General features: G+C 68.7%; 23 protein-coding genes. 13 read left to right on the forward strand and 10 right to left on the reverse strand.

The window, feature by feature from the left end:
• The first annotated feature begins 71 nt into the window (after positions 1–71).
• A complete protein-coding gene (gene recQ / locus J2728_RS20195; protein WP_310001954.1) occupies positions 72–1,919 on the forward strand; it encodes a DNA helicase RecQ in 1,848 nt (615 codons plus the stop codon).
• Between the two features lie 46 nt (positions 1,920–1,965).
• Positions 1,966–2,286 carry a hypothetical protein gene (locus tag J2728_RS20200; RefSeq protein WP_310001955.1) on the forward strand — a complete coding sequence of 107 codons (321 nt, stop codon included), beginning with the start codon at positions 1,966–1,968 and terminating at the stop codon, positions 2,284–2,286.
• On the opposite strand, the gene mmcB is transcribed toward J2728_RS20200, so the two are convergent.
• Entirely contained in the window at positions 2,287–2,742 is a 456-nt protein-coding gene (gene mmcB, locus J2728_RS20205; RefSeq protein WP_310001956.1) for a DNA repair putative endonuclease MmcB, read from the reverse strand.
• 193 nt (positions 2,743–2,935) lie between these two features.
• Between mmcB and J2728_RS20210 the strand changes: the two genes are divergently transcribed.
• Positions 2,936–3,406, forward strand: coding sequence for a MarR family winged helix-turn-helix transcriptional regulator (locus J2728_RS20210; protein WP_310001957.1), 471 nt, complete (start codon positions 2,936–2,938; stop codon positions 3,404–3,406).
• A gap of 22 nt (positions 3,407–3,428) precedes the next feature.
• Here the strand turns inward: J2728_RS20210 and J2728_RS20215 are convergent, their stop codons facing one another.
• The 3 genes from J2728_RS20215 to J2728_RS20225 form a co-directional block, all read right to left on the reverse strand.
• Positions 3,429–3,698: a hypothetical protein gene (locus tag J2728_RS20215; RefSeq protein ID WP_310001958.1), complete on the reverse strand. Its 270-nt coding sequence runs from the start codon at positions 3,696–3,698 to the stop codon at positions 3,429–3,431.
• A gap of 46 nt (positions 3,699–3,744) precedes the next feature.
• Positions 3,745–4,278, reverse strand: coding sequence for a lipocalin family protein (locus J2728_RS20220; RefSeq protein WP_310001959.1), 534 nt, complete (start codon positions 4,276–4,278; stop codon positions 3,745–3,747).
• Between the two features lie 150 nt (positions 4,279–4,428).
• On the reverse strand, positions 4,429–5,556 hold the full coding sequence (locus tag J2728_RS20225; RefSeq protein WP_310001960.1) for a ferritin-like domain-containing protein: 1,128 nt from the start codon (positions 5,554–5,556) through the stop codon (positions 4,429–4,431).
• A 104-nt stretch (positions 5,557–5,660) separates the two neighbouring features.
• On the opposite strand from J2728_RS20225, the gene J2728_RS20230 reads away from it, so the two are divergent.
• Positions 5,661–6,413, forward strand: coding sequence for an SIR2 family NAD-dependent protein deacylase (locus tag J2728_RS20230; RefSeq protein ID WP_404979811.1), 753 nt, complete (start codon positions 5,661–5,663; stop codon positions 6,411–6,413).
• 177 nt (positions 6,414–6,590) lie between these two features.
• Positions 6,591–7,073, forward strand: a complete 483-nt coding sequence (locus tag J2728_RS20235; RefSeq protein ID WP_310001962.1) for a GFA family protein — start codon at positions 6,591–6,593, stop codon at positions 7,071–7,073.
• On the opposite strand, the gene J2728_RS20240 is transcribed toward J2728_RS20235, so the two are convergent.
• Positions 7,070–7,606, reverse strand: coding sequence for a helix-turn-helix domain-containing protein (locus J2728_RS20240; RefSeq protein ID WP_310001963.1), 537 nt, complete (start codon positions 7,604–7,606; stop codon positions 7,070–7,072). The two genes, J2728_RS20235 and J2728_RS20240, sit on opposite strands and share 4 nt — an antisense overlap.
• 207 nt (positions 7,607–7,813) lie before the next feature.
• On the opposite strand from J2728_RS20240, the gene J2728_RS20245 reads away from it, so the two are divergent.
• Positions 7,814–8,719: a helix-turn-helix domain-containing protein gene (locus tag J2728_RS20245; RefSeq protein WP_310001965.1), complete on the forward strand. Its 906-nt coding sequence runs from the start codon at positions 7,814–7,816 to the stop codon at positions 8,717–8,719.
• Here J2728_RS20245 and J2728_RS20250 read toward each other — a convergent pair.
• Positions 8,716–9,138: an SWIM zinc finger family protein gene (locus J2728_RS20250; protein ID WP_310001966.1), complete on the reverse strand. Its 423-nt coding sequence runs from the start codon at positions 9,136–9,138 to the stop codon at positions 8,716–8,718. The genes J2728_RS20245 and J2728_RS20250 overlap by 4 nt on opposite strands.
• On the reverse strand, positions 9,135–9,536 hold the full coding sequence (locus tag J2728_RS20255; protein WP_310001967.1) for a metallopeptidase family protein: 402 nt from the start codon (positions 9,534–9,536) through the stop codon (positions 9,135–9,137). Before J2728_RS20255 ends, J2728_RS20250 begins: the two co-directional genes overlap by 4 nt.
• 154 nt (positions 9,537–9,690) lie before the next feature.
• Between J2728_RS20255 and divL the strand changes: the two genes are divergently transcribed.
• The 5 genes from divL (at position 9,691) to J2728_RS20280 (ending at position 16,423) form a co-directional block, all read left to right on the forward strand.
• A complete protein-coding gene (gene divL, locus J2728_RS20260; RefSeq protein ID WP_310001968.1) occupies positions 9,691–12,000 on the forward strand; it encodes a cell cycle protein kinase DivL in 2,310 nt (769 codons plus the stop codon).
• A 97-nt stretch (positions 12,001–12,097) separates the two neighbouring features.
• Complete coding sequence (gene ahcY, locus J2728_RS20265) at positions 12,098–13,489, forward strand: adenosylhomocysteinase (RefSeq protein WP_310001969.1); 1,392 nt, start codon at positions 12,098–12,100, stop codon at positions 13,487–13,489.
• Between the two features lie 114 nt (positions 13,490–13,603).
• Positions 13,604–14,452 carry a pyridoxal kinase gene (locus tag J2728_RS20270; RefSeq protein WP_310001970.1) on the forward strand — a complete coding sequence of 283 codons (849 nt, stop codon included), beginning with the start codon at positions 13,604–13,606 and terminating at the stop codon, positions 14,450–14,452.
• Between the two features lie 3 nt (positions 14,453–14,455).
• Positions 14,456–15,580: a serine hydrolase domain-containing protein gene (locus J2728_RS20275; protein WP_310001971.1), complete on the forward strand. Its 1,125-nt coding sequence runs from the start codon at positions 14,456–14,458 to the stop codon at positions 15,578–15,580.
• Between the two features lie 48 nt (positions 15,581–15,628).
• Positions 15,629–16,423, forward strand: coding sequence for a transporter (locus J2728_RS20280; RefSeq protein WP_310001972.1), 795 nt, complete (start codon positions 15,629–15,631; stop codon positions 16,421–16,423).
• Here the strand turns inward: J2728_RS20280 and rarD are convergent.
• From rarD to J2728_RS20295, 3 genes are all read right to left on the reverse strand, one after another.
• Complete coding sequence (rarD, locus tag J2728_RS20285) at positions 16,420–17,331, reverse strand: EamA family transporter RarD (protein WP_310001974.1); 912 nt, start codon at positions 17,329–17,331, stop codon at positions 16,420–16,422. The two genes, J2728_RS20280 and rarD, sit on opposite strands and share 4 nt — an antisense overlap.
• A gap of 100 nt (positions 17,332–17,431) precedes the next feature.
• Positions 17,432–18,460, reverse strand: a complete 1,029-nt coding sequence (locus tag J2728_RS20290; protein WP_310001975.1) for an aspartate-semialdehyde dehydrogenase — start codon at positions 18,458–18,460, stop codon at positions 17,432–17,434.
• Positions 18,461–18,580: 120 nt separating this feature from the next.
• Entirely contained in the window at positions 18,581–19,912 is a 1,332-nt protein-coding gene (locus J2728_RS20295) for a TonB family protein (RefSeq protein WP_310001976.1), read from the reverse strand.
• Positions 19,913–20,037: 125 nt separating this feature from the next.
• Between J2728_RS20295 and polA the strand changes: the two genes are divergently transcribed.
• Complete coding sequence (gene polA, locus J2728_RS20300; RefSeq protein WP_310001977.1) at positions 20,038–22,926, forward strand: DNA polymerase I; 2,889 nt, start codon at positions 20,038–20,040, stop codon at positions 22,924–22,926.
• A 192-nt stretch (positions 22,927–23,118) separates the two neighbouring features.
• Positions 23,119–25,092 carry a methyl-accepting chemotaxis protein gene (locus tag J2728_RS20305; RefSeq protein WP_310001978.1) on the forward strand — a complete coding sequence of 658 codons (1,974 nt, stop codon included), beginning with the start codon at positions 23,119–23,121 and terminating at the stop codon, positions 25,090–25,092.
• Positions 25,093–25,115 lie beyond the last annotated feature (23 nt).

Consider the following 25,115-nt stretch of genomic DNA (forward strand, 5'->3'; position numbering starts at 1 on the left):
CGCTCTGGAGAAACGCCGGCGCCCGCGATCCAGCCTTGGCGCGACGCGGGCGGACCGCCATAACCACGCCCGTGTACGTTCCTCCCGAATCCCCAGAGCTCGATCAGGCGCGCGACGTCCTGCGCCGCACCTTCGGCCACGCCGATTTCCGCGGCATGCAGGCCGGCGTGGTCAATGAGATCCTGGCCGGGCGCAGCGCCATGGCCGTGCTGCCGACCGGCGGCGGCAAGAGCCTGTGCTACCAGATCCCGTCGCTGATCCGGCCGGGCGTCGGTCTGGTCGTCTCGCCGCTGATCGCGCTGATGGCCGACCAGGTGCAGGGTCTACGCCAGGCCGGCGTAGCGGCCGAGCGGCTGGACAGCAACATCTCGCTGGACGAGCGGTCGGATATCTGGCGACGCATTGACGCCGGCGAGGTCGACCTGCTCTACCTCTCGCCCGAGGGGCTGATGCAGCCGTGGATGCTGGAGCGTCTGTCGCGCACGCCGCTGGCCTTGGTTGCCGTCGACGAGGCGCACTGCGTCAGCCAGTGGGGCCACGACTTCCGGCCCGAGTACCGGATGCTGGGCCGGCTGGCCGAGCTCTTCCCCAACGTGCCGCGCCTGGCGGTCACCGCCACCGCCGACGCCCGGACCCGCGACGACATCCGCGCCGAGCTGCGCCTGGACGGCGCGGCCGAGTTCGTCGACAGCTTCGCGCGGCCGGAACTGGCCCTGAACGCCGAACGCAAGCGCGGCAAGGGGCATGACCGGGTTGTTGAGCTCGTCCTGGAGCGTCGCGGACGCTCGGGCGTGGTCTACGCCGGCTCGCGCGACGCCACCGAAAAGCTGGCCGAGAAGCTGAACGCCGAGGGCGTGCCGGCCCTGGCCTATCACGCCGGCCTCGACAAGGCCGTCCGCGCCCGCCGGTTGGAGGACTTCCTGGAGGCCGACGCGGCGGTGATGGTGGCGACGATCGCGTTCGGCATGGGCGTGGACAAGCCCGACGTCCGCTTCGTGATCCACGCCGACCCGCCGGCCGCCATCGAGGCCTATTGGCAGGAGGTCGGCCGCGCCGGCCGCGACCGTCAGCCGGCCGAGGGCATCACCCTGTACGGCTCGGCCGACATGGCCTGGGCGGCGCGTCGCATCGAGACCCGCGAGGCCCCCGACGAGGTCAAGCAGGTGCAGTCGCGCAAGCTGCGCCAGTTCTACGCCATGCTCGAAGGCGTCACCTGCCGCGCGGCGGCCGTGCGCCGCTATTTCGGCGAGGAGGGCGTCGCCCGCTGCGGGGTCTGTGACATCTGCGTCTCGCCGCCGGCCGCCGTGGACGCCACCGAGGCCGCGCAAAAGGCCCTGTCGGCCGTCCACCGGCTGGGCGGTCGCCTTGGGCGCGGGCGGGTGATCGAACACCTGCTGGGCAAGACCAAGGACGTCACGCCCAGCGAGGCCCAACTGCCGACCTTCGGCATCGGCCGCGAGATGAGCCAGCCGGCCTGGCGAGACCTCTTCGACACCCTGATCTTCGAGGGCCTGCTGCGCGAGGACCCCAATGACGGCCGGCCGTTGATTGGCCTCGGCGACGTCGAGGGCGTGCGGCAGGTCTATCGCGGCGAGCGACGGGTGGCCCTGCGCCAGATGGTGGACGCGCCCGAAGGCGGTGGTCGCGGCGGGGGAAGCCCGCGCAAGCGCCGGGAGGGCAGGGCCCTCAGCATCCCGGCCGACAACCAGGTGCTGTTCGAGGCGCTGCGCGCCTGGCGCAAGGAGGCCGCGCAACTGCAGCACGTGCCGCCCTATGTCATCTTCCACGACGCCACCCTGGCCGAGATCGCGGCCGCGCGACCGGCGACTCTGGCCGCTCTGGGCAAGGCTGGCGGCGTGGGTCAGGGCAAGCTCGATCGCTACGGCGAGGCGGTTTTGAAGGTGGTGCGAGAGAACTAAACGGGGGCGGACGTGTTAGTGTGGCTCAAGCCGAGGAGCCTCCCCCATGACCGACGTCACCAGCTTCACCCCCAACACCGCTTCCGCCGCCGCCCTGGACAACGCCGGAAAGGCCGCGAGCGAAAAGACCAAGCGCGCCAAGGAAGCCGTCAGCAAGGCGGTTAAGTCCGCGCGCGAGACGGCCAGCGAGGTCGCTCAGCAGACCCGCGCCTTCGCCGCCGACAAGGCCAAGGTCGGCGCGACCTGGACGCGCGAAAAGGCGGAAGTGGCCCATCACGTCGCCGAAGAGCACCCGATCGGCGTGGCCCTGGGCGCCTTCGCCATCGGCCTGGGCGTCGGCTTCCTGATCGCCCGCAATCTCGACTAGCTAGAGACTTAGGCGCTCGGCGTTCACGCCCGCCGCCCGCAAGGCGGCGAGGCGGGCGAACGCCAGCGTCAGGGCCTTGCGACGCGCCGGCGCCAGAGGGGTGAGCGGCGCCTCGCGCACGACCGCCCCGCCAAAGCCGTCGGCGACCAGCAGGCCCGGCTCGTCCGGCAGCACGCCTTCGGGAAAGTTCGGCGCGACGGCGAAGTAGAAGGCGTCGCAGAACGGCGCATACTCGCCCCACTTGCGGTCGACCCGGAAGTCGTCCAGCCCCGACTTCACCTCGACGATCAGCAGATCGCCCTTGGGGCCGATCCCCATCAGGTCCGCCCGGCGGCCGTTTGGCAGGGTCACCTCGGCCAGAGGCGCATAGCCCAGGTCCACGAGCAGCCTAGCCGCGCCGCGCGTGACGGCGAGGGTGGTTTCGGGGCGGCTTCGCAGCTGGATGATCACGTCCATCGCCCATGATCATGTTCCAGCTTTGTTCGCGGATCAAGAGCGCCGGCCCGCGATAAGGCCGGTTGGCGGACGCGGTCCTGGGTGACCTCCGATGAGGCCCGCGATGGTCGGAGCGATCCGTCCGCGCCCACAGAAAAATTATCGCGATATGTTTTATTGCGATTTTGCGCTATATGAGCGACAGGAGATCGCCATGACCGACACACCCCCGCCCCCGCTGGACGACCAGCTCTGCTACGCCATCTATTCCGCCGGGATCGCGATCCAGCGGACCTACAAGCCGCTGCTCGACGCGTTGGGCCTGACCTATCCGCAATATCTGGTGCTGAACCTGCTGTGGGCCGAGGACGCCCAGCCCGTCGGGCGCCTGGCCGACCAGCTCGCGCTCGAATCCAGCACGCTGACGCCGCTGCTCAAGCGGCTGGAGGCGGCCGGCATGGTGCGGCGCGCGCGCAATCCCGACAACGAGCGCCAGGTGATCATCACCCTGACTCCGGCCGGGAGGGCGTTGCATCAGAAGGCCGGCTGTCTCGGGGCGGCCTTGCTGGAGGCGTCCGGCCACCCGCTTGACGACCTGAACGACCTCAACCGGCGGGTTCGCGGGCTGCGCAACGACATCTATCGCGGCATGGGCGGCTGGCGGTCCGAGGCGGACGAGGCCTGAGGCTCGTCCGGTCAGCGTGGCGTCAGGCGCCTCTCGGCTCGTAGACGACCCGGCACTCGCCATCGATCGTCGTGTAGCGATGGCTGGCCGCGTCCACGAAGGAGATGCGGCCCTCGTCATACTCGACCTTGCCGGTCGATCGCCCCTTGAAGGTCTCGGTCCCGTAGCTCCAGCAGACGATGTCCGCCGGACGGTCGGTCCAGGTCGCGTCGTTGCGGGCGCGCTTGCTGTCGGTGCAGGCGGTGGTCGCCAGGAGGCCGGCGGCGGCGAGAAGGATCAGGGCGGTTCTCATGCCGCCACTCTTTCACGAGCGCTTGGAGACCGAAAGCCCCGCGGGCTCAGGGTGACGGCTGCTTCGTCTGGCGCAGCATGCCGACGTCGTAGCCCAGCGCCTTGGCCCGCGCGGCCAGGGCCTCGCGATCGGCCGGGGTGGGCAGGCGACGCGACAGCAGCCAGAGATACTTTCCCGAGCCTTCGCCGACGATCGCCCAGCTGTAGTCGTCGGCGCGATCCAGCACCCAGTAGTCGCCGAAGAACGGGCCGAAGAAGCTGACCTTCAGCTTGGCGTTGGTCGTGGTGTCGACGACCTTGGCCTTGCCCTCGGCGGTCTTGACCGGACCGTCCAACCCGCCCTTGCGGCAGGTGTTGAGCACGCGGATCAAACCGTCGGTGCGCTTGGAATATTCGGCGGTGACGCCCTCGCAGCCCTTCTCGAACCGCATGTCATAGCGCGCGACCTCGTACCACTTGCCCAGATAGCGATCGAGTTCGACGGACTTGGCGGGTTGGGGCGGGGTCGGATTGCCGCTGGGGCCGGAGACGCAGGCGCTCAGCGACAGGACGAGCGGCAGGGCGAGGAGGGCGGCGCGCATGAAAGCTCCGGGGTGGGACGGCTCCGTTTCCAAGCCGCCATCACGGATACGATCGGGCGCGCTCGGCGGACGAAGCGGGCCCCTGAAACGACGACCGCCCCGCCGGGGTTCCGGCGGGGCGGCGCTGCGCCGGCGGGGTGGTGGGAAGCCCTACTCGGCGGCGATGCTGACCGCCGAGACTGGACGGTCCTTGAAGTTGATCGCCTGCAGGTGGCGGATGCCTTCCTCGGCGATGTCGTCGCCCACCATGCGCTCGCCTTCGCCCTTCAGCTCGTCGAGATCGACGTACATGGCGTAGAAGGCCTTGGTCCGGTCGGTGATGATGCCGGCGTTGAGCAGCGTCTTGACCAGCACCCGGAAGATGTTGGTCTGCTCCTTCATGTTCTCCCGACGCACGTCGTCGGTCATGATTTTCCCGTACTCCTCGACCACCTTGTCGGGATCCAGGCCGAACTCGGCGTAGAGATCCAGCTGCTGGTGCGGCGAAACGAGGTTGAACAGCAGGGTCTGGAAGCAGTGCGCCGCCCAGTCCTCGATGATCGCGTGCTCTTCGGCCGAGAGCTTTGGCACCGTGCGATCGGCCCAGATCTTCCCGAACTTGTGGTGGAAGGCCTCGTCGGTCATGACCAACTGGAGCAGGCGCTTACCGACCGGGTCGTGGATGTTGTTGTAGAAGGTGGCGAAGGCGCCCATCGCCAGGCCCTCGACCAGCATCTGCATGCCGATGATCTTCTTGTAGACCTCCGGCGCGCCGATGATCTCGACCAGCAGGGTCTTCAGGGCCGGGCCGCACTCGACCGGCTTGCCCCAGCGGGCCTTGATGTACTTGGCGAAGGCCGTGACGTGGCGGGCTTCCTCGCGCGTCTGGTTGGCCGCATATTCCTGGGCGCCTTGGTCCTTCAGCACGTGGCACAGGCTGGCCGACAGGTTCAGCGCGCCCTGCTCGCCGTGCAGGATCGACGAGAAGTTCCGCAAGACCGACTGGTTGATGAAGCGGATGCGCTGCTTGGGGTCGGACAGGTGGTTGGAGACGTAGTCGGTCGACAGGGCGATGACCATGTCCTCGGGAACCAGCGCCTGGTTCTCCATGTCGAACGGCTCGTCGAAGTCGATATAGGCCTTGTCCAGCGGGTCCCAGAAGTGGTCGTGGGTCGCGGAGATGATCTTGTCGAACGCGGTCGAGCGGTTGCCGTAGCGGTCGAGCTCGAGCATCGCCTCGAAGTCGTCCGGCGCCACCGCGTCGTACATGGCGTCCTTGGTGATGTTCTTGTCCGTCATGGCGTGGCTCCCTAATCGCCGCGTGACATGGCTTTTGACGGGACCGTCTTGCGCGGGCCTTGGTCGATCTGAACACTGTCAACTCAACGCTTGACGTGGGTCAAATGAAAAATGACGGAGGCGTCAGGTTTGTTGACCAAGAGAGGCCAGGAGGCGGAATGCGAATCTTCGTGCTGACCGGGGCGGGCGTCTCCGCCGAGAGCGGCCTGGGCACTTTCCGCGACAAGGACGGGGTCTGGACCAAGTACGACCTGCGGGACGTCGCCACGCCCGAGGGCTTCGCGCGCGATCCGGCCTTGGTCAGGGCCTTCTACAACGCCCGCCGCGCCAACCTGGAGGAGGCCTCGCCCAACGCCGCCCACCACGCCCTGGCGCGGCTGGAGGCCGAGCTCACGGCGCGCGGCGGCGAGCTCTTTCTCTGCACCCAGAACGTCGACGACCTGCACGAGAAGGCGGGATCGTCCCGCGTCGTCCACATGCATGGGGAGCTGGCGGTCACCCGCTGCGATCACTGCCAGGCGCTGAAGCCCGACATGACGCCCCTGACCGCCGAGGCGATCTGCGAGGGCTGCGGCCGCGCCAATGGCGCGCGCCCGCATGTCGTCTGGTTCGGGGAAATGCCGCTGTTCCTCGACGAGATCGACGAGGCCCTCTCCCGCGCCGACCTCTTCGTCTCGATCGGCACCTGGGGCTCGGTCTATCCGGCCGCGGGCTTCGTGGCCGAGGCGCGGGCCATGGGCGTGGCGACCTGCGAGATCAATCTGGAACCCTCGGCCAACGCCTACATGTTCGACGAGAAGCTGTATGGGCCCGCCAGCGAGGTCGTGCCGGGCTGGGTGGAGCGGGTTTTGTCATAGCCCCCTTCCCCCTTGATGGGGGAAGGGTTGGGGATGGGGGTGAATACTGGGCCAGCGGCCATGCTCGGCATTTTCGGTCGCATCACCCCACCCCTTACCCCTCCCCATCAAGGGGAGGGGATCCTGACATCTGCTGGCGCCGACCAGGCTAGGATAGGCGACACACGGAGACGCGCCATGCCCAAGGCCCTGAAACCGCCCGCCGAGGAAGCCGAAGGGGTCTGCGCCTGCGGCGCGGTCCGGCTGGCCATCGGCGTGCCGGCGCGGTGGGCGTTCCACGACCACTCCGCCGCCAGCCGTCGCGCCCAGGGCTGCGCCTATGTCACCTATGTGGCCAGCTACCGAAGCCGCTTCCGTTGGCTGGAAGGGGAGGGGCTGGTCACCCGCCACGAGCATGAGGGGACCACGCGCGGCTTCTGCGCTCGGTGCGGGACACCCCTGTTCATGGCGCGCCAACGGTCGCCAACCATGATCAACCTGCCGCGCGCGCTGTTCGAGACCCGCACCGGCCGCGAGCCGCGCTACCACACGTCCCTCGATCAGGCGGCGGACTGGGCCTATGGCGGCGGCAAGCTGGTCCCGCTGAAGGGCTATCCCGGCGTGATGTGGGAGCGGCCGAAGGCGCGAACGAGGCGCAAGCCCATCGACGACTTCCTCTAGAGGGAAAGATCGTCCCCGGCTTGCCGCGCCCGTCGCCAGGCGCCGGGGGGGATGCCCGTGGCCCGTCGGAAAGCGTTGGTGAAGTGGGCCTGGTCGGCGAAGCCGCACTCCAGGGCGATCTCGCTCAGGCTGGCTTGGCTTTCCAGCATCAGGCGCTTGGCCTGGCGGATGCGTTGCAGGCCGATCCAGACGCGCGGGCTTGCTCCAAAACGCGCCTTGAAGTTCCGCGAAAAGCGCCCCGCGCTCAGGCGCAGCTCTCGGGCCAGCTCCTGGACGGTGATGGGGAAGGCGATCCGCGCCGCCACGTGAGCCTCGATGCGTTTGACCTGCCAGGCGGACAGGCCCGGCCCGGCGTCCCGCCACGCGCGCGTCGTGATGGTGCGCTCCAGCGAGCCGACCAGAACCTGGGCTTCGCCGACCGCCAGGCCAAGGTCCTCGGCCAACGCCGTCTCCATGGCGTCGAACAGCGTCAGAATCCGATTGGGTAGGACGAAGGACGGCGCGCCCGGCGATGCGGATAGGTCTTGCAACACGGCGTCACGTCCCCCTGCCAAAACGAATGCGGACGCCAATCTAGGAGCGGAGCGTGGGTTCGGCTTTGTCCGGTCTTGCGCAGGGCTGTGCCGGATTTGCTCAAATCGGTCGCCGGTGATTGATTTCGCCCAGGAATGTTTGCTTCGCCCCAGGGCAGGGGTGTTAATCAAGCTGGACGGCGCCGAGCGCGGGCGCGGAGAGCGACGATGCGTGACGAGGTGGCGGCGTTCACGGGGCATGGGGAGTGGAAGTTCCCCGACGCTGGCCTGTTGGCCACGTCGGCGGGGCGCGGCTGGTCGGGCATCGCGGCCGAGATGCGCAACCATCCGGCTGGCGAGATTCCGGACATCGTCTCCGAGCATCTGGAGATCACCCTCGCCCTGGCCGGCGACGGTTCGGCGACGGTGACGCGGCGGGGGGACGGCGAACGCCAGGAGGCGCGCGTGAGAACCGGAGCGCTCTGGCTCTGCCCGCCTTCGGTGCGCGAGGACTCGATCCGCATCAGCGGCGATCTTTCGCGGATCCTGCACATCTATCTGCCCGCCGACCGGTTCGGCGACCTGGGCGGGCGCTTGGCCAGCCGGCGCGTGGCGGCCAGCTCGATCCGCTATGCGTCGGACGTCGACGACCAGGTGCTGCTTGGCCTGGGAATGGCGCTATCGGCCGAGCTCGCGGAGGAGACCTCCGGCGGGCGCTTGCTGACCGACTGTCTTTCCCTGGCCCTGACCGCGCGGCTGGCGAGCGTCCACGCCGGCGATGTGTCCGCATGGGCCGACGCGGCGCCGGGCGGGCTCGATCCACGCCGCCTCCAGCGCGTGCTGGATTTCATTGAGGACAATATAGAGGCGGCGCTGGGGGTGGAGGACCTCGCGGCGATCGCCTGTCTCAGTCCTTTCCACTTCGCGCGCGCCTTCAAGGCGGCCATGGGCGTTCCGCCCCATCGCTACGTCGCGGGCCGGCGGATGAGCCGCGCCAAGTCGCTGCTGGCGGGAGGCGCGGTCCCGGTGGCCGAGATCGCCTATCGCTGCGGCTTTTCGTCGGTGTCCAGCTTCGGCCGCGCCTTCAAGCGCGCCAGCGGCGTCAGCCCGGCCGCCTACGCCGCGCTGAACTAGCCGCGCCCCTCCAGCGCCGCCAGCACCGCGGGCTGCAGGCGGGCCAGTTCCGCGAGGCGTTCGATCAGGGCCTCCTTGCTGTCCACGGCCAGGCCGTCGCGCAGCCGGGCCATGCGGTCGCGGACCTTGGACAGGTCGGCGGCGTTGGCGGCGGCGACCACGGCCGCCTGGTGCTTGCAAGCGCCGAACTTCTCGAAGCCGGGGCAGGTGCAGGTTCCCTCGCCGGCCGGCGCCCAAAGCTGCACGACATAGAGGTCGCCGACGCTGCCGGTGACATGGGCGGTGACCCTCTCGTCGTCGATCGAAACCAGGTCGACATCGCCCTTCTCGGCCATGACCACGCCGGTGTCGAACCAGCGCTCGTCCATGCGCTCGCGCCAGGCTTCCACATCAAAAAGGGGGGTGTCGAAGAGACTCATGCCTCGTCCTCGATGCGGTGGATGTCGTCGTCCGACAGGCCGAAGTGGTGGCCAATTTCATGGACCAGAACGTGGGTGATCAGGTCGCCCAGGCTGACGTCGCCGCGCTCGGCCCATTCGTCCAGGATAGGCCGGCGGTACAGGAACACCCGCGACGGCTGGGCCGCGAAGTCCAGCACCGAGCGCTGGGACAGGTCGACGCCCTGGTAGAGGCCAGTCAGCTCGAACGGGTCCTGGATGCCCAGGGCGTCCAGGACCTCCTCGTCGGGGAAGTCGTCGACGCGGATCACCACCTCGCCGGCCAGCGCGCGGAAGCCGTCGGGCAGGGCGTCGAAGGCCGCCTTGCCCAGGGCGGCGAAGTCGTCCAGCGACGGGGCGAGGCGATCGGTCCAGGTCATGGACTTCCAAATAGAGCGATTGGCGGGCGGCGCCAGCGCCCCTTTCGGCGAAATCGCGGCGGTCCTCCACGGGCGGCCTTGATCGCGCTCTGGTCATGACCCGACTAATCTGGGATTCTGATTCGAAGACCCGCTGGGGCAGCGACCCGTTTTGATGACTTCGTATGACCTGATCCTCGCGGCGACGGCCGGGGCGGTTTGCCTCGCGCTTTGCGTCGCCCTGTGGGCGTTTGGCCAGCGGCGGGGCTTCGAGGCGCGGATCGCGGCCCTGAAGACGCGGCTGGCCCTGCAAGGCGCCGACGCCGAGGCGCCGGCCTGGATCGAAGCCTTCGACTCCGCCGTCATCGCCGTCGAGGGCGGCCGCGCCAGCCTGATGGCCGGGAGCGAGGGCCTCGCGGCCTGCGCCCAGGTGCTGGGCGTATCCGCCGACGCGTCGGCGGTGGTCGCCGCGCTGGGAAGCGCCGATCCCGATCACGCGCACAAGCTGTCCGCCCTGCTCGAGCGCGGCCAGTCCTGCGCCTTCGACGCGCGCGGGCGCGGCGGCTGGGTGTCGGTCGAGGGCCGCGCGGCCGGGGCCATGGCCTGGCTGCGCCTGGCGCCGGTCAGCGGTCACGACGCGGGCCTTCCGTCGGCGACGCGCTTCGCGGCCTTTGTCGACAGCGTGGTCGAGCCCGCCTGGATCGCCGGGGCCGACGGCCAGGCCGTCTGGGGCAACACCGCCTTCGTTCGCGCCGTCGGAGCCAGCGCCGCCTCGGCCCCGGCCCTGCTGGGCAAGAGCTTCGACCGCGCCGTCGACGCCATGGTCATAGAGGCCGCCGAGAAGGGCGAGCGTCGCGAGGCGATCCGCTGGGTCAACCTCGAGGGCCGCCGCCGCGCCTTCCGTCTTTCCGCCCAGCCGCTGGAAGGCGGCGGGGTGGGCGTGTTCTGCGCCGACGTCACCGAGATCGAGGACGTTCGCGACGCCTTCAAGAAGCACGTCGAGGCCCATGACGAGACCCTGAACCACATCGCCGAGGCCGTGGCGATCTTCAGCGCCACGCGCCGCCTGTCGTTCCACAACACCGCCTTCGCCGAACTGTGGGGGCTGGAGCCGGCTTGGCTGGCCGACCGTCCGACCCACGGCGAGATCCTCGATCGCCTGCGCCAGCGCCGCCGCCTGCCCGAGACCATCGACTACGCCGTCTGGAAGGCCGCCGAGCTAGCGCGATACGAGAGCCTGGGGCCCCAGGCCGACGACCTCTGGCACCTGCCCGACGGCCGGACGCTGAAGGTCGTGCGCCAGCCGCACCCGCTGGGCGGCATGCTGCTGATCTATTCCGACATCACCGGCGAGCTGCGCCTGAAGGCCCAGTACAACGCCCTGATCCAGGTGCAGCAGGCGACTCTGGACAAGCTGAACGACGCCGTGGCCGTGTTCGGCTCGGACGGCCGCCTGCGCCTGCACAACGAGGCGTTCGAGACCTTCTGGAACGTCACGCCGCATGCCCTCGAGGCGGCCGGTGACTTCGAGGGCGTGGTCGAGCTGTGCGTGCCGCGTCTGCACGACCTGGCCTTCTGGCGCGAGCTGAAGGGCCGGGTGGCCGATCCCGATCCGCAGATGCGCGCGCCGACCTCGGGCGAGGTGCGAACCTCGGACGACCGCATCGTCGTCTACCAGAGCCGTCCGCTGCCGGACGGCGCGACCCTGATCGCCTTCGCCGACGTCACCGACACCCGCGACCTGCAGAGCGCGCTCGCGGACCGCTCGGCGGCCCTGGACGAGGCCGAGCGGCTGAAGCGCGACTTCGTCGGCAACGTCTCCTACGAACTGCGCACGCCGCTGACGACGATCATCGGCTATTCCGAGCTGCTGGAGCGGGCCGATGGCCTTTCGGAGCGCGGCCGCAACCATGTGGCCGCCGTCCGCGCCGCCGCCACCCAGCTGGCCCGCTCGATCGACGATGTCTTGGACATGGCCCAGATCGACGCCGGCGAGATGGCGCTGGAGATCCAGGACATCCGCGTCTCGGACCTCTTGATGAACGCCCAGGAGCGCGCGTTGAAGGACGCCCAGCTGGGCGCGGTGACCCTGGCGGTCGAGTGCGAGGAGGACGTCGGCCTGATCCGAGGCGACGCCAAGCGCCTGGCCCAGACCCTGGACCACCTGGTCGAGAACGCCCTGCGCCAGACGCCCCCGGGCGGCCGCGTGACCCTATCGGCCCGCCGGGCCCTGGGCGAGGTGCGGCTCGACGTCTCGGACACGGGCCGGGGCGTTCCCTTCCACGTCCAGGCCCACATCTTCGATCGCTTCGTCGGCCGCGATCGCGGCGGCCCGGGCCTGGGCCTCGCCCTCGTCAAGGCGCTGGTCGAGCTGCACGGCGGCTGGGTGGCGCTGGAGAGCGAGCCCGGCAATGGTTCGACCTTCACCTGCCACCTGCCCGAGAAGCAGCAGCCGGGCGCGGCGCAGCCGGAGCTGGGGTTCTAGGGCTCTGGACGCATAAGGATATCTTTATGCGTTAATTGCTCGGAAGGGCTGGGCGGGGTATAAGCCCCGCCAAGATCCCATCCCGCAGGAGCCGCACGTGGCCGACTATATCGTCAAGGACATCTCGCTCGCCGATTACGGCCGCAAGGAAATCGCCATCGCCGAGACCGAGATGCCGGGCCTGATGGCCACGCGCGCCGAGTACGGTCCCCAGCAAATCCTGAAGGGCGCCCGCATCGCCGGCAGCCTGCACATGACCATCCAGACCGCCGTTCTCATCGAGACGCTGACGGCCCTGGGCGCCGAGGTCCGCTGGGCCTCGTGCAACATCTTCTCGACCCAGGACCACGCCGCTGCCGCCATCGCCGCCTCGGGCGTGCCGGTCTTCGCCTTCAAGGGCGAGAACCTGGTCGAGTACTGGGAATACGCCCACAAGATCTTCGAGTGGGGCGACGGCGGCTATCCGAACCTGATCCTCGACGACGGCGGCGACGCCACCCTGCTCTGCGTGCTGGGCCCGAAGGCCGAGAAGGATCCCTCGATCCTCGACAACCCGCAGAACGAAGAGGAAGAAGCTCTCTACGCCGTGATGAAGAAGTACCTGGCCGAGAAGCCGGGCTTCTACTCGGCCATCCGCTCGGCCATTGGCGGCGTCTCGGAAGAGACCACCACGGGCGTCCACCGCCTGTACCACATGGCCCAGAAGGGCGAGCTGCCGTTCCCGGCCATCAACGTCAACGACAGCGTCACCAAGAGCAAGTTCGACAACCTGTACGGCTGCCGTGAAAGCCTGGTCGACGCGATCCGTCGCGGCACCGACGTCATGCTGTCGGGCAAGGTGGCGGTGGTCTGCGGCTATGGCGACGTGGGCAAGGGCTCGGCCGCCTCGCTGCGCCAAGGCGGCGCCCGCGTGATCGTCACCGAAGTCGACCCGATCTGCGCCCTGCAGGCGGCCATGGAAGGCTACGAGGTCCAGACCCTGGCCGACGTCGCCGACAAGGCCGACATCTTCGTGACGGCGACCGGCAACAAGGACGTCATCACGTTGGACGACATGCGGAAGATGAAAAACAACGCCATCGTCTGCAACATCGGCCACTTCGACTCGGAAATTCAGATCGCGGCCCTGCGCAACTACAAGTGGGACGAGATCAAGCCGCAGGTCCACCACGTGGAATTCCCGGACGGCAAGAAGCTGATCGTGCTGTCGGAAGGCCGCCTGGTGAACCTGGGCAACGCCACCGGCCACCCCAGCTTCGTGATGTCGGCCAGCTTCACCAACCAGACCCTGGCCCAGATCGAGCTGTGGACCAACAAGGCCAAGTACGACAACCAAGTCTACACCCTGCCCAAGCACCTGGACGAGAAGGTCGCCTTCCTGCACCTGGAAAAGCTGGGCGCGAAGCTGACCAAGCTGCGCAAGGACCAGGCCGACTATATCGGCGTGCCGGAAGCCGGTCCGTTCAAGCCGGACCACTACCGCTACTAAGCCGATTATCGTCTCGGCTTTCGGAGGGCTCGTCGCGCAAGCGGCGGGCCCTTCCGCTTTTTCCGGGCTCTCGACGCCTGTTCAAGCCAGCGGGCCTCGGCTAAGCGCTAGGACATGCCGCTCGCCCTGATCCTCTCCAGCCACGTCGCCGGCAGCCAGGTCGGCGCGACCGCTCAGGCCGCCGCCCTCGCGCCGTTCGCGATCGACGCCATGGTCGTCCCCACGGTGCTGTTCGGCCGCCATCCCGGCTGGGGCCCGCCCGGCGGCGCGGCGACGCCGATCGAGATCTTCGAGGGCATGCTGGACGGCGTCGCCGCCAACGGCCTCTTCGGCCTGACCGACCTCGTCATCACCGGCTATTTCGCCAGCCCCGCCCAGGTCGAGGCCGCGGCGCGCGCCATCGACGCCGTCCGCGCCGCGCCGCGCCACGGCGCCTTCGCGCCCGCGCCGACCGTGATCGTCGATCCGACCATGGGCGACGAGGGGAAGGGGCTGTATGTCGCCGCCGAGACCGCCAAGGCGATCGCCGAAACCCTGGTTCCGCGCGCCGACCTCGTCGCCTGCAACGCCTGGGAGCTGCGGTGGCTGACGGGCGTGGACGCTCATGAGCCGACGGCCGCCCTGCGCGCCGCGCGCCAGTTGAGCAAGCCAGTCCTGGTCTCCTCGGTCCGACGGGGCGATGAGATCGGCGCGCTTCTGGTGACCGATGACGAGGCCTGGCTGGCCCTGCACGCCGAGATCGACACGGCGCCCAACGGAACCGGCGACCTTCTGACCGCGCTCTACGCGGCGGCGGTGGTCGAGGGCCAGACGCGCTCGCACGCCTTGGCCCGCGCCGTCGGCGGCGTGGCCGAGACCGTCGCGGCGGCCAAGTTGTGGAACGCGCCCGAGCTGCCGATCGTGGCCATGGGCGCGCGCCTCAAGCAAACCTCTCCCTCTGTCCGCATCGAACGGCTGGCTTAAGACATGACGAAGATCACCGGCCTCTGCCCCGAGCGCTTCGCGCGTGTCCGAGACGCCTTCGAAGCCAACTTCCAGGATGGCGGCGAACTGGGCGCGCGCTTTTCCTTCGCCATCGACGGCGAGATTGTGGTCGACCTGATGGGCGGCTTCGCCGACCGCAAGCGCGAGGTCGCGTTCGGTCCCGACACCCTGACGGCGCTGTTCTCGACCACCAAGGCTGTCGCCGCCCTGATGGTCGCGCGTCTCGTCGACGAAGGGCGCCTGGCCTACGACCAGCGCGTCGCCGACGTCTGGCCGGAGTTCGCGCAAGCCGGCAAGCAGGACGTCACGGTCGAGCAGGCCCTGTCGCACCAGGCCGGACTCTCGGGCTTCCCGGACGAGACCGATCCGGCCATCTGGTTCGACTGGGACGCCACTTGCGCCAAGCTCGCCGCCATGGCCCCGTTGTTCCCGATCGGCTCGGCCAGCGGCTACCACCCGGTGACCTACGGCTACCTCGCCGGCGAGATCTTCCGCCGCGTCGACGGCCGCACCATGGGGACGGCCCTGCGCGAGGACATCTGCCAGCCGCTGGGCCTCGACATCTGGATCGGCCTGCCCGACAGCGAGCACGACCGTGTCGCCGACCTGATGCGTCCCACAGCCATGCCCAAGTTCGGCGAGATCAACGCCGCGGTGACCGCCGCCTTCCTCAAGCCCTGGTCGTCGCCGGGCGGCAAGGGCGCGGCCGAGTGGCGGCGGGTCGAGATTCCGTCGGCCAATGGCCACGCCACCGCCCCGGCCCTGGCCCGTCTGATGGGCGCGCTCGCCAGCGGCGGAACCCTGGACGGCCGCTCGCTGATCACGCCGGCGGGGATCAAGGCCGCCAGCGCCGAGCGCATCCGCGGCCAGGACCTGGTCCTGCCCTACGAGATCAGCTGGGGCGCGGGCTTCATGCGCAACGAGCCCAACTTCTTCTATGGGCCCACGGCCGAGGCGTTCGGCCATTCGGGGTGGGGCGGCTCGTGCGCGTTCGCGGATCCGACGCGCGGCGTGTCGGGGGCCTATGTGATGAACAAGCAAGGCTCGGCCCTGATCGGCGACCCGCGCGCCGTGCGCCTGATCGAGGCGGCCTACGCCTCGCTTTAGGGCGGCGTTGAGGCTTTGGGCCTAGGCGTCTCCCCGAAGGAGACGCGCATGGTCCGCACCACCCCGATCGTTCTGGCCATCCTGGCGCTGGCCGGCGCCGCGTCGGCGCGAGAGCGCGACTTCTGCGGCGATCGTCCGGGCAAGGGCTCGCCGCCCTGTGTGCTCGACAAGGGACGTTTCCAGGTCGAGGTCAGCGCGGCGGACGCGCTCTTCACCCGGGGCGGCGGGATCTCGGTGGATGACGTGTCCTACGGGGCGTTGGAACTCCGGCTAGGGCTTACGAACGCCGTCGAAGGTCAGCTGACCGTGACCCCGCGCCAGTGGGTGAGGACCAAGAACCATGGCGTGGCCTCGACCGTCTCGGGCGCGGGCGACCTTGGTCTGGCGTTGCGGTGGTCGCCGAGGAACCCCGACGGCGAGGGTCTGTCCATCGCCCTCCAGCCATTCGTCGTGGCGCCCACGGGGGCGAAGGGGATCAGCGGCGAGGTCTGGCAAGGCGGGCTGATCGCGCCGATCTCCATGCCCCTCTCCGAGGTCTGGTCGCTGAGCTTGGCGCCTCGGCTCGACGCGCGGGCGAACGCGGCGGGCGAGGGACGACACGGGGCCTTCGCCCTGGCCGGCGGCGTCGGACGGGCGGTAGGGGCGGTGAACCTGGGCGCCGAGCTTTGGGTCGATGTCGACGACGACCCGGCCGCGCGGGTGACTAAGGCCAGCTTCGACCTGACCGCCGCCTGGACCCCCAAGGCCCTGAAGGACGTCCAGCTGGACGCCTCGGCCTATGTCGGACTGAACCGGAAGACGCCCGACCTGGAGCTGGTGGTCGGGCTCGCTCGCCGGTTTTAGGCCGCCGCCAGCACGCGCGTCTTCTTCCAGGCGCCGTAAGCGAACACCGCCACGCCCAGCCAGATGAACGCGAACGAGAGCGCGCGCAGCGGGGTGAAAGGCTCGCCCAGCGACACCCCGACCACGAACTGCAGGGTGGGGGCGATGAACTGCAGGAAGCCCATGGCGCTCAGGGGCATCCGGCGCGCCGACCAGGCGAACAGCGCCAGCGGCACGACGGTGGCGGGCCCCGCCAGCAGCAGCAGGGTCGTGACGCCCATGCCCGCGCCCAGGTGGCCCGCGCCGGTCGACTGCAGGTGCAGGACGTAGATAAGGCCCGGGACCGCCAGATAGGCGCATTCGATAAAGAGGCCTGTCTGGGCGTCGGCCTTCACCTGTTTGCGCAGGATGGCGTAGCAGCAGAAGCTGAGCGCCACCCCCAGCGAGATCACCGGCAGGTGCCCCAGGGCGGCGGTCTGGATGGCCACGCCGACGGCGGCCAGACCGATGGCGATGGCGCCCTCGCGGCTGATCCGCTCGCGGAACAGCAGGGCGCCCGCCGCCATGTTCATCAGCGGATTGATGTAATAGCCCAGGCTGGTCTCGATCACGCGCCCCGCGTTCACCGCGAAGACGTAGATCGACCAGTTGACGAAGATGGCCACGGTCGACAGCGCCAGGATCAGCAGCGTCTTGGGCTGGCGCAGCACCGCGGCGACCTGGCCGGCCTGGCGGGCCAGCAGCACGATCAGCAACGCCCAAGGCGCGGCCCACAGGGTGCGATGAGCGATCATCTCCCACGAGCCCACGCCCAGGTTGGACAGCAGGTGGAAGTACAGCGGCAGGAAGCCCCAGAGGGTGTAACAGCCGACGCCCGCGATCAGCGCCGCGCGTCCTTCGTCTCGGGTCTGGTTCACGCTCGGCGACATGGTGTCGTCCCCCAAAGTAGGAATGGCATGGTCGGAAATGAAAAGGGCCCCCGGGACGTCTGCCCCGGGAGCCCTGATTTCAACCCGCTACTTGCGGATGTCAGGCGGGGGTCTTCTGCTTGATCAGGCCCTTGTCGTGCAGGAGCTGGGCGATCTGCACGGCGTTCAGCGCCGCGCCCTTGCGCAGGTTGTCGGCCACGCACCAGAGCGCGATGCCGTTCTCGACGGTCGGGTCGGTGCGGATTCGCGAGACATAGACCGGGAACTCGCCGGCGCTTTCCTTGGGCGTCATGTAGCCGCCGTCCTCGCGCTTATCGATGACTTCCACGCCGTCGGCGTCGCGCAGGATCTCGCGGACGTCTTCCTCGTCCAGCGGGGTCTCGAACTCGATGTTCACCGACTCGGCGTGGCCGACCATGACCGGCACGCGCACGGCGGTGGCGGTCAGCTTGATCGACGGATCCAGGATCTTCTTGGTCTCCGCCATCATCTTCCATTCTTCCTTCGTGTAGCCATCCTCCATGAACACATCGATGTGCGGGATGACGTTGAAGGCGATCTGCTTGGTGAACTTCTTGGGCGGCGAAGCGCCCAGGACGAAGACGCCCTTTGTCTGCTCCCACAGCTCGTCCATGCCTTCCTTGCCCGCGCCCGAGACCGACTGATAGGTCGAGACGACCACCCGCTTGATCTTGGCTTCGGCGTGCAGCGGGGCCAGCACCACGACCAGCTGGGCCGTCGAGCAGTTGGGGTTGGCGATGATGTTCTTGGGCAGCTTGTCGACGGCGTTCGGGTTTACTTCCGGCACCACCAGCGGCACGTCCGGGTCCATCCGGAAGTGGCTGGAGTTGTCGATGACGATCGGACCGGCCGCGCCGATCTTCTCGCCCCAGGCCTTGGAGATCGCGCCGCCGGCGCTCATCAGCACGATGTCGACCGTCGAGAAGTCGAACTGCTCCAGGTCCTCGCACTTGAGGATCTGGTTGCCGAACGAGACCTCGACGCCGATGGATTTGCGGCTGGCGATGGCGTGCATCTTGTCCACGGGGAATTTCACTTCCTCGAGGATGTTGAACATCTCGCGGCCCACATTGCCCGTCGCGCCGACCACGGCGACCCGGTAACCCATCGCGCTCTCCTGAAACTCTTGGTCCGCGACAGATCGCGGAGCCGCGTTCCGTTACGCCTCGCGCCCCCTTTTCGCAAGGCGAGGAAAGCTGGCGCGGCGATCAGCCGGGCTGCCCAGGTCTCAGGGCTGGCCGCCCTGAGGCTTGGCGGTTTCGGCGGGCGCGGCGTCGTCGAAGCTGAACTGGAAGGGCACCGTGACCTTCAGGCCATCCAGGGTGTCGCCTTCCTTCGTCCAAGGGTTCATGCGCATCGCCGTCGCGGCCTTGATGGCGGCCGCGCCGAAGTCGAGCCCGACCGGGGTCTCGCGCGCGGCCTCGCAGTTGACCAGACGCCCTTCGGCGGTGACGACGCAGGTCGCCGCCGCCTGACCCGACATCACCTTGGCCTTGATCGCGGCCTCCGGATAGATCGCGGCCATGCCCTCGGCGGTCAGCGTCGCGATCCAGTGGGGTTTCGTCAGCTTGCGATTGTCCGGCAAGCTCGGGTCGCGGAAGCGGAACGGGACGTCGACCTTGTAGTCGCGAAGCTTCTTGTCGTCGGGATCGACATTGACCTGGAAGAGCTTCGAAAGGTCCTGCGCGGCGCGTCCGAAACCCTTGCCGCGGGGTTCCTCCGAGATCACGGCGCAGGAGCGCGGTTGGCCGGTCTTGGCCAGGATGCAGCGCAAGGCGACTTGGGCGGAGGCGATCCCCGCCGCGCTTATGGGCCAGGCGGCGTTCAGCTCGGCCTGGGTGGGCACGCGGGTCCAAGGCGGATCGAGGATGACGGGCGTGCTGTTGAAGTCCGAACCGCGGGCGGGCTCGCCCCAATTGATCGGAATCTCGACCGTGCCGCCGGGCGCCGGCTTTCCGCCCCGCATCATGGGCGTCATGCGCAGTTGCGGGGTGATCTGCAGTCCGGCCGCGCCGAAGGCGTAGTCCTTGGGCGACTCGCTCAGGACCTTGCAGTTCTGAAGGAAGCCCTCGACCGTCACGTCGCAGCCGATCACGGCCTTGCCGCCAACGCCGTCCGCGAGCGCCTTCTTGGGGAAGACGTTGGCGATGTCCTGGGCGGTGGGCTTGCGTAGCCAGTTCGGATTGGCGTCGCCTGGCGCGAAAAATTGGAGGTAGGTCCGCACGGGTCGGCCCGCGACGGAGTCTCCGGCGTCATCCTTCGGCTTGATGCGCTCATAGCCCACCACCGACAGCGCCGCGGCGCCAAAGCCTTGGCCCGCGGGGTCCTCCTTGGCCACCTTGCAGTCGACCAGCTTTCCGCCGCCGGCGGCGACGCAATCCAGCGCCACCTTGCCGCTCACTGTGGCCCCCCGCGGGTAGGCCGCCTTCAGCTTGTCGGCCGGGACGCTGGCGGTGAATTGCGGCCGCCAGCCGTCCTTGGCGCTGTCCTCCTGGGCCAGGGCCAAGGACACAGATAGGCCGCTGATCAGCAGGCCAAGCACAAGCGGACGCGACAGCACCGGAAACCCCCTCGCGATCATCGATACGCCGAAGGCGCAACTCGACCCTAGGTCGAGGCTATGACAGGTGATCGCGCGCCGCCAGAGGGTTTCCGAGGCTCGCCGGTCCCCCTATGTTCGCGACCATGACCGACGTCGTTTCCGAATCCCCGCCCGCCTCGCACTTGACCCAGGACGGCCCCGCCCTCCGGTTGTTCCTGGTCGACGGCTCGGCCTATCTGTTCCGGGCCTATCACGCCCTGCCGCCGCTGACCCGCAAGAGCGACGGCCTGCCGGTCGGCGCGGTGCAGGGCTTCTGCAACATGCTGTGGAAGCTGTTGCGCGACATGCAGGGCGACACGCCCACGCACCTGGCGGTGATCTGGGACCATTCGGAGAAGACGTTCCGCAACACCCTCTACGATCAGTACAAGGCCCACCGTCCGCCGCCGCCCGAGGACCTGATCCCGCAGTTCCCGCTGGTGCGCGAGGCCACGCGGGCGTTCGGCGTGCCGGCCATCGAGCTGCCGGGCTACGAGGCCGACGACCTGATCGCCGCCTACGCCTGCAAGGCCCGCGAGGTGGGCGGCGAGGCCGTGATCGTCTCGTCCGACAAGGATCTGATGCAGCTGGTCGGCGACGGCGTCTCGATGTTCGATCCGATGAAGAACGTCCGCATCGAGCGCGAGCAGGTGTTCGAGAAGTTCGGCGTCTATCCCGAGCAGGTCGTCGACGTTCAGGCCCTGTGCGGCGACAGCGTCGACAATGTGCCCGGCGCTCCGGGCATCGGCATCAAGACCGCCGCCCAGCTGATCACCGAGTTCGGCGACCTCGACACGCTTCTGGAGCGCGCCGGCGAGATCAAGCAGCCCAAGCGCCGCGAGACCCTGATCAACTTCGCCGACCAGATCCGCCTGTCGCGGGCCCTGGTGAAGCTGGACTGCGACACCCCGCTGCCCGAGCCGCTGGACGACCTGAAGGTGCGCGAGCCGGACAAGGAGGTTCTGGCCGCCTTCCTCGACCAGATGGAGTTCCGCACCCTGGCTCGCCGCGTCGGCGACGGATCGGCCGCCGCGGTTCCGGGGACGCTCGACCGCCCGGCCGCCCCGCCCAAGGCCCCGGTCTCGACGGTGTCGTACATGGGCGCCGCCGCCCGGGCGGCGGCCTCGCCCGTCGCCGAGCCGGTGAAGATCGACCACGCGGCCTATGCCTGCGTGCGCGACCTCGAGACCCTAAAGGCCTGGGTCGATAAGGCGACAGCCAAGGGCGTGGTGGCGTTCGACACCGAGACCGACGCCCTGTCCTCGGCCACCGCCGGCCTGTGCGGCGTGTCCTTGGCCATCGCGCCGGGCGAGGCCTGCTACATCCCGGTCGGCCACTGCGAGAAGGAAGGCCTGGCGCTGGAGGCCGCCGCCGACCTCGTCCAGATACCGCTCGGGGACGTGATCGCCACCTTGAAGCCGCTGCTGGAGGATCCGGCGGTGCTGAAGGTGGCGCAGAACGCCAAGTACGACATCGCCGTCCTGGCTCGCCACGGCATCCAGGTGTCCCCGATCGAGGACACCATGCTGATCAGTTACGTGCTGGAGGCAGGGCTGCACGGCCACGGCATGGACGAGCTGTCGGAGCTGTGGCTGGGCCACAAGCCGATCCCGTTCAAGCAGGTGGCCGGGACCGGCAAGGCGCAGATCAGCTTCAAGCATGTCGCCTTGGCCGAGGCGACCGCCTACGCCGCCGAGGACGCCGACGTCACCTTGCGCCTCTACGAGGTCCTCAAGCCGCGCCTGGCGCGCGAGGGGCTGCTGACGGTCTACGAGACCCTCGAGCGTCCGATGCCGGCCGTGCTGGCGGCGATGGAGAACGACGGGATCAAGGTTGATCCGGAGGCCCTGCGCCGCCTGTCCAACGAGTTCTCGATGCGCATGGCCGAGTTCGAGGCGCGCGCCACCGAACTGGTCGGCCGGCCGTTCAACCTCGGCAGCCCCAAGCAGATCGGCGACGTGCTGTTTGGCGAGATGCAGATCAAGGGCGGCAAGAAAACCGCCACTGGCCAGTGGTCCACCGACAGCGACGTGCTGGAGAGCCTGGCGCTGGAGCACGAACTGCCGCGCGTCCTCCTGGACTGGCGTCAGCTGTCGAAGCTGAAGGGCACCTACACCGAGAACCTGGTCGCGGCGATCGCCGAGCGGACCGGCCGGGTGCACACCTCGTACGCCCTGGCGGCGACGACCACGGGGCGGCTGTCGTCGTCGGACCCGAACCTGCAGAACATTCCGGTTCGCACCGAGGAAGGCCGCAAGATCCGCAAGGCGTTCATCGCCGAGCCAGGCAAGGTGCTGATCAGCGCCGACTACAGCCAGATCGAACTGCGCCTCCTGGCTCACATCGGCGACATCCCGCAGTTGAAGAAGGCTTTCCAGGAAGGCCTCGACATCCACGCGATGACGGCGTCGGAGATGTTCGACACGCCCATCGAGGGCATGGATCCGATGATCCGCCGCCGGGCCAAGGCCATCAACTTCGGCATCGTCTATGGCATCAGCGCCTTCGGCCTGGCCAACCAGCTGGGCATCCCGCAGGGCGAGGCCGGGGCCTACATCAAGACCTATTTCGAACGCTTCCCCGGCATCCAGGCCTATATGGACGCGACCAAGGCCTTTGTGCGCGAGCACGGCTATGTCACGACCATCTTCGGCCGGAAGATCAACATCCCCGAGATCCAGGCCAAGTCGGTCGGCCAGCGGCAGTTCGCCGAACGCGCGGCCATCAATGCTCCGATCCAGGGCGCGGCGGCCGATGTCATGCGCCGCGCGATGATCCGCATGCCAGCGGCGCTTCAGGCGGCTGGCCTGTCGACCCGGATGCTGCTGCAGGTGCACGACGAACTGGTCTTCGAGGCGCCGGAGTCCGAGGCGGACGTCGCGCGTGGGGTTATCGCCAGTGTGATGGAAAAAGCGGCGGAACCGGCTGTCGCCCTGTCCGTCCCGCTGACTGTCGAAGTTCGAGCCGCGCTCAATTGGGACGAGGCTCACTAACGGCGACAATAGTGTTTTCAGTACCTGAAATGAGTTTTCTAAAACCCAATGTGCGACATTCAGTCGCGTCAGGGTTAATGCCTCCGAAACTTTGCCTGCGCGAAAATTGGGCTCGACGGTGATGTTTTGAGCACGGCCCTAGTCTAGGCGTCTATCGAGCCCCCGTCATTCTAGGGATGAGGAGTTCGCGTGGTGTCTTTCGGCAATCTGAAGATCCCCCAAAAGCTTATGGCGGTTTTCGCCGTTATGCTGGCGACGATCATGGCGATGGGCATCGCTCTATACGTCAACAAGGTCAATCTCGGCCAATCGGTCGAGCGGACCCAGCGGGCTTACGAGATGCTGCGTGAGGCCGATACCGCGGCGTTCCGCCTGACCCGGCAGGAGAACTCGCTGCGCGGCTTCCTGCTCTCGGGCGACTCCTACTACGTCAAGCGTCTGGAAGAGGCCCACAAGCCGAAGTTCCTCAAGGCGCTGGATAGCATCAAGACCCTGGCCGACGGCGACGCCGACGACCTGGCCCGTGTCGCCACGGTCGAGGCCGCCTACGCGAACTATCGTAAGCTGGCCATCGAGCCAGGCGAGCGGCTTGGCGCCGATCCGGCCACTCGCCCCCAGGCGATCGAGCTGGTCCGCAATGATGGCGTGGCCGATCAGGCCGTCGGCCCGGTCGAGGACGCGATCGAAGCGATCGTCAAGCATGCCGAAAAAGAGCTGGCCGCCGAGGCCGACGCGCAGAAGAAGGCCATGCTTCAATGGACCCTGGTTCTGGCCGTCGGCATCCTGGTCACCGCCGGCATCGCCATCGCGGGCGGCCTGCTGTTGACCGGCGCCATCGCTCGTCCCGTCGCGGCCATGACCAACGCCATGCGCCGCCTGGCGGCCGGCGACAACAGCGTCGAAGTCCCGGCCATGGGCCGCAAGGACGAGATCGGCGACATGGCCGGCGCCGTCGTCTACTTCAAGGACGCGGCCATCGAGAAAATCCGCATCGAGCAGGCCGCCGCCGAGGAGCGTCAGGCCGCCGAAAGCGAGCGCTCGGCCAACGAAGCCGAGAAGGCCACCGCGGCCCGCGAGGACAACGCCGCGATCACCGCCTTGAACGAGGCCCTGGACCGCATGGCCTCGGGCGACCTGACCCACCGGATTGTCGTGCCGTTCGCGCCGAAGACCGAGAGCCTGAAGGCCAACTTCAACGCCGCCGCCGACCGCATGCAGGACGCCATCAAGGCGATCGGCAACGCCACGGGCGGCGTCAATCGCGGCGCCGACGAGATCGCCGACGCCTCGGACAACCTTTCGCGCCGCACAGAACAACAGGCCGCCAGCCTGGAAGAGACCGCCGCCGCGCTCGACGAGATCACCGCCACGGTGCGCAAGACCGCCTCGGGCGCCAAGGAGGCCTCGCATGTGGTCGCCACCGCGCGGACCGACGCCGAGCGCTCGGGCTCGATCGTCAGCCAGGCCGTCTCGGCCATGAGCGAGATCGAAACCTCGTCCAGCCAGATCAGCCAGATCATCGGCGTGATCGACGAGATCGCCTTCCAGACCAACCTGCTGGCCCTGAACGCCGGCGTCGAAGCCGCCCGCGCGGGTGAAGCCGGCAAGGGTTTCGCGGTCGTCGCCCAGGAAGTGCGGGCCCTGGCCCAACGCTCGGCCGAAGCCGCTAAGGAGATCAAGGCCCTGATCTCGACCTCGACCCAGCAGGTCGAGGCCGGTGTGGACCTGGTCGGCCAGACGGGGGAGGCGCTGCAGCGCATCGTCGATCAGGTCGCCGCGATCGACGCCCTGGTGACCGAGATCGCCGCTTCCGCCGCCGAGCAAGCCACGGGCCTGAACGAGGTCAACACCGCGGTCAACCAGATGGACCAGGTCGTGCAACAGAACGCCGCCATGGTCGAGGAAGCCACGGCCGCGACCCATTCGCTGAAGGGCGAGGCCCGTTCGCTGAGCGAGATGGTCTCCCGCTTCCGCGTCGCTCAAGGCGCCGCCATGGCCTCTTCGGCCCCGGCCCCGGCCCTGGCTCCCACGCCCGCGCCGCGGGCCGCGGCCCCGGCCTCGACGCCTTCGGCGCCACCGGCTTCGCGCCCGGCTCGCGCCGTCCGTCCGGGCCGCGCCTCGGGATCGGCGGCGGTGGCCGTCTCCGAGGACTGGGAAGAGTTCTAGGCTTTAGGTCGCTAACCGCGATG

It is taken from the genome of Caulobacter segnis (assembly GCF_031454995.1).
GTDB classification, from domain to species: Bacteria; Pseudomonadota; Alphaproteobacteria; order Caulobacterales; family Caulobacteraceae; genus Caulobacter; species Caulobacter segnis_E.